A 4,571-nucleotide genomic window follows, 5' to 3' on the forward strand; every position below is an offset into this window, starting at 1 on the left:
CGCGCTCGAGGGCACCTTCCTCGGCGGCTGCATCTTCTCGGGGCGGGCCGCGGGCAGGGCGGCAGCGAAGGCGTTGGGGTAAGACGCCGCGGCGACGCTGCCTCTTTCCCCGCGGCGCCTAAGCCCCTAAACAGCGCTCACCGCCCAGCGGCCACAACCAGGCCGCGAAGGCAAGCCATGACCGCGCCCGGCGCGCCAACAAGACCAACAGGACTAAAGCCCATGTCGCTCGTCGATTCCGTCCGCAAAGTGATCGTGCCGATCCACAAGGAAGGCTATGTCTTCATCGCCATCGGCGTGGTGGCGACGCTGGTGCTCGGCCAGCTCTGGGCCCCGTTCGGCTGGCTCGGCACGCTGATCACCCTGTGGATCTGCTATTTCTTCCGCGATCCGGTGCGCATCGTGCCGCAGCGCGACGGGCTGGTGATCTCGCCGGCCGACGGCCGCATCAGCCAGATCGCCTCGGCCCTGCCGCCGCCGGAGCTCGAGCTGCCGCCCGAGCCGATGACGCGCATCTCGGTGTTCATGAACGTCTTCGACTGCCATGTGAACCGCAGCCCGGTCGCGGGGCGCATCGCCAAGATGGCCTATACGCCGGGCCTCTTCCTCAATGCCGAGCTCGACAAGGCGAGCGAGGACAATGAGCGCAACGCGCTGGCGATCGAGACCAGGGCCGGCATCGTCGGCGTCGTCCAGATCGCCGGGCTGATCGCGCGCCGCATCGTGCCCTTCGTCAAGGAAGGCGATCATCTCGCTCCCGGCGAGCGTTTCGGCCTGATCCGCTTCGGCTCGCGCGTCGACATCTACCTGCCGCAGGGCGTGATCCCGCTGGTGGGCGAGGGCCAGACCGCGATCGCCGGCGAGACCGTGCTGGCCGATTTCTCGGGCAATGATGCGGGCCGGGTGTTCCGGGGAATTTGAGTCCACGCCGTCATTTTCGGGCGGAGCCCTCGGGTCCGACCTTCGGTCGGCCCAAGGATAAACTCCGCGCAAACCCGAGAATCTCCTGCAAGAGATGGCCGGCTCAGGGCCGGCCATGACGCAACAGCAGCCCCGCCTAGCCTGCCGCCACAAAACCGCGTATTCCGGCTGGCATGAGCGACCTCTTTCCCCCCTTCGAGCCCGAGCGCGTCGAATCGAAGCGCGCCCGCTTCAAGGCGATCCCGTTCCGGCTGATCGCGCCCAATGTCGTGACGCTGCTGGCGCTCTGCCTCGGGCTGACCGCGATGCGCCTGGTCGTCGAGGGCAAATTCGAAGCGGCGACGATCTGCCTCCTCGTCGCAGCCCTGCTCGATGGCATTGACGGCCGGCTGGCGCGGCTGCTCAAGGGCACCTCGCGCTTCGGCGCCGAGCTCGACTCGCTCTCGGATTTCGTCTGCTTCGGCGTCGCCACCGGTTTCGTGCTCTGGACCTTCGTCCTGCACGATTTGCGCTCCTTCGGCTGGATCATCGTGCTGACGCTGGCCTGCGCCATGGCGCTCAGGCTCGCCCGCTTCAACGTCATGATCGACGATCCCAACCGCCCGGAATGGCAGAAGAACTTCTTCGTCGGCATGCCGGCGCCGGCCGGCGCGATCACCGCCATGCTGCCGCTCTATCTGCAGTTCATCGGCCTGCCGGTGGCCGATTACGGCGCCCCCTTCGTCGGCCTCTACATCCTCTTCATCGCCTTCCTGACGATCTCGCAGATCCCCTGCTATGCCGGCAAGACGCTCGGCACCCGCGTCCCGCGCGACCAGGTACTGCCGATCTTCGTCGCCGTCGTGGTCGTGGCCGGCCTGTTCTTCGCCTATCCGTTCGAGATGCTGGCGCTGATCGTCGTGGCCTATCTGGCGCTGATCCCGGTCAGCGTGGCGCGCTACCGCAAGCTGGAGCGCGAGCATGCGACGAGCCCGCAAACGCCTGCCGAAGCGGTTGCGCCGGTTGCCGAAGTGGCGTCATCGGAAATGCCGGAGCGTTAGAGCATCGGACGACCTTCGGGCATCCGTGTTCCCGCGGACTTGGCCGTCATTCCGGACAAGCGGCTTTAGCCGCGCAGCTCCGGAATCCATCGAAGGGCTTCGGCGTTCTACGATGGATTCCGGCGTTCCGCTTCGCTCCAGCCGGAATGACGGGCGCGGTCCCCGCGTAAAGATGTCCTGCTCTAGCCGCGCCGGCCCGAGAGCCGGCTGGCATTGGCGCGGGCGCGCTTCGAGAACGGCTCGAGCGTGCTGTGCGCCGCCTTCGCTGCCGCTTCGCCGAGCCCGCTCGGCGTCAGCGGGTTCAGTGCCATGTTCCACCAGAACAGGGTCGCGGCCTGGCCGATGGCGAAGCTGCTTTCCATCACGGCCGAGACCTTCTCGACCACCGCCTTGCTCGCTTCGCGCTGGCCCCTGGCATCTCCGAAGGCGCCTTTCAGCAGGATCGGCAGCCGCATCGCGATGGTCAGCCCGGCATTGGCCTGCATCGTCATCATCTCGGCGACGATCGCCTGCGTCTGCGCTCCCGCCGAGACGGGGCGCGTCCGCTTCCTCGATGTCGCCATGTCTGAAGATCTCCGGGAGGCAGGAGAGACCGGTCGCGAATGCGCGGTCCCGCACGGCGGCCGCAACGCCGCGATTCCCTGAATGTGGCAGCGCAGCGCCGGTTGTGCAATGCAGTTGGCTGGTCAAAATATGCGCTGACTGCATAAATCGGCCCTGACGCGCGCCTTGGATCTGCGTTGGACGCATTGGCTTGGCGCCGCATTCCCCCCTGCCGAAAATTGCTCTAAAGCCATCGCGAAGGCCATCGCATGGTCGCTTCCGGAACGAGCCTGACGCCGTTGAACCTCTTTGCCTCCTCGAAACCCGCCGGCTGGCGGCCGCTGCTGGTGCTGGCCTCGGCCTCGCCGCGCCGGCTCGCCTTGCTCGAGCAGGCCGGCCTCAAGCCCGATGCGCTGCTGCCCTCCGATCTCGACGAGAGCCCGCTCAAGGGCGAGCGCCCGCGCGATCTCGCCCGCCGGCTCGCCCGGGCCAAGGCCGAGGCCGCGCTCGCCGGGCTGAAGAGCCGGCCCGATCTCGAAGGCGCCTATGTCATCGCCGCCGACACGGTTGTCGCCGTCGGGCGCCGCATCCTGCCCAAGGCCGAGATCGTCGACGAGGCGGCGCAATGCCTGCGCCTGCTCTCGGGCCGGGCGCACCGGGTCTATACCGGCGTCGCGCTGGCGACGCCGAGCGGGGCGATCCGCGAGCGCATCGTCGAGACGCGGCTGCGCTTCAAGCGCCTCTCGAACGAGGACCTCGAGAACTATCTCGCCTCCGGCGAATGGCGCGGCAAGGCCGGCGCCTACGCCATCCAGGGCATCGCCGGCTCCTTCGTGGTCAAGCTCGTCGGCTCCTATACCGGCGTCGTCGGCCTGCCCTTGCACGAGACGGTCAATCTGCTCGGCGGCGAGGGTTTTCCGATTCGCCTCGGCTGGCTCAACGCCGCCTGAACGCTGGAGCATCGGACCGAAAAGTGGAATCCGGTTTTCGGTTGAATCCGATGCTAAAACAAAGAGATAGATCGCCACTTCTGCGTCCGGATGGACGCACGGCGATCTAACGCTGACGATGGAGGAACGCAGATGGGCGAACGCCTGAAGGGCAAGGTCGCGATCGTCGCCGGCGCGGGCTCGATCGGCCCCGGCTGGGGCAATGGCAAGGCGACCGCGACGGTCTTCGCCCGCGAGGGGGCGCGGGTGGTCTGCGCCGACCGCAATCTCGACGCTGCACAGGAGACGGCCGAGATCATCAAGGGCGAGGGCGGCGAAGCCTTCGCGATCAGGACCGACGTCACCCGCCCGGAAGATCTCGCCGCTCTGGTCGAGGCGACGCTCGCCCGCTATGGCCGCATCGACATCCTCGACAACAATGTCGGCATCGCCGAGGTCGGCAGCGTCGTCGATTTGCCGCTGGAGACCTGGGAGCGGGTCTTCACCGTCAACCTGACCGGCTGCTTCCTGGCGATGAAGCATGTCATCCCGGTGATGCAGCGCCAGTTCGCTGAGAGCGGGCAGGGCGGCTCGATCGTCAATATCTCCTCGATCGCCTCGATCCGCCACACCGGCGTGCCCTATGCGAGCTATGGCGCCAGCAAGGCGGCGATGAACCAGCTCACCCGCACCACAGCGGCGCAATATGCGGCGGAGAAGATCCGCGTGAACGCCGTCCTGCCCGGGCTGATGAAGACGCCGATGGTCGAGCATTCGGCCGGGCTGGCGCAGTCCTATGCCAAGGGCGACGTCGCGGCGATGTGGAAGGCGCGCGATGCGCAGGTGCCGATGGGCCATATGGGCGAGGGCTGGGACGTGGCCTGGGCCGCGCTCTTCCTCGCCAGCGACGAGGCACGCTATGTCACCGGGCTCGAGCTCGTGGTCGATGGCGGCGTGACCCTGCAATATGGCGCCTGAGACTCCTCCGGGCGCAGCGCCCGGCAAGCCCTGCCCGATCTGCGGCAAGCCGGCGGTGCAGCGCTACAAGCCGTTCTGCTCGGCGCGCTGCGCCGACATCGACCTCGGCCGCTGGCTGAAGGGCAGCTATGTCATCCCGGGCGAGCCGGTCGAGGAGACG

At 67.6% G+C, this 4,571-nt stretch carries 6 protein-coding genes and 1 pseudogene; 6 read left to right on the forward strand and 1 reads right to left on the reverse strand.

Annotation, left to right across the window (positions count from 1 at the left end):
* The 3 genes and pseudogenes from V6M56_RS22630 to V6M56_RS01255 all read left to right on the forward strand — a co-directional run.
* Window positions 1-82 (forward strand): annotated as a pseudogene (locus V6M56_RS22630) (FAD-binding protein); the annotation flags it as partial.
* A gap of 95 nt (window positions 83-177) precedes the next feature.
* Complete coding sequence (locus V6M56_RS01250; protein WP_332680753.1) at window positions 178-921, forward strand: phosphatidylserine decarboxylase; 744 nt, start codon at window positions 178-180, stop codon at window positions 919-921.
* Between the two features lie 173 nt (window positions 922-1,094).
* A complete protein-coding gene (locus tag V6M56_RS01255) occupies window positions 1,095-1,961 on the forward strand; it encodes a CDP-alcohol phosphatidyltransferase family protein (protein WP_332680754.1) in 867 nt (288 codons plus the stop codon).
* A 182-nt stretch (window positions 1,962-2,143) separates the two neighbouring features.
* On the opposite strand, the gene V6M56_RS01260 is transcribed toward V6M56_RS01255, so the two are convergent.
* Window positions 2,144-2,524, reverse strand: coding sequence for a hypothetical protein (locus V6M56_RS01260; protein WP_332680755.1), 381 nt, complete (start codon window positions 2,522-2,524; stop codon window positions 2,144-2,146).
* Between the two features lie 249 nt (window positions 2,525-2,773).
* Here V6M56_RS01260 and V6M56_RS01265 point away from each other — a divergent pair, with 249 nt between their 5' ends.
* From V6M56_RS01265 to yacG, 3 genes are all read left to right on the forward strand, one after another.
* A complete protein-coding gene (locus V6M56_RS01265) occupies window positions 2,774-3,454 on the forward strand; it encodes a Maf-like protein (RefSeq protein ID WP_332680756.1) in 681 nt (226 codons plus the stop codon).
* A gap of 132 nt (window positions 3,455-3,586) precedes the next feature.
* Window positions 3,587-4,411: an SDR family NAD(P)-dependent oxidoreductase gene (locus V6M56_RS01270; protein ID WP_332680757.1), complete on the forward strand. Its 825-nt coding sequence runs from the start codon at window positions 3,587-3,589 to the stop codon at window positions 4,409-4,411.
* The coding region (yacG, locus tag V6M56_RS01275) for a DNA gyrase inhibitor YacG (RefSeq protein WP_332680758.1) at window positions 4,401-4,571 on the forward strand (171 nt) is incomplete at its 3' end. The genes V6M56_RS01270 and yacG, both read left to right, overlap by 11 nt.

This window comes from Allobosea sp., from assembly GCF_036675845.1.
Classification (GTDB): Bacteria; Pseudomonadota; Alphaproteobacteria; order Rhizobiales; family Beijerinckiaceae; genus Allobosea.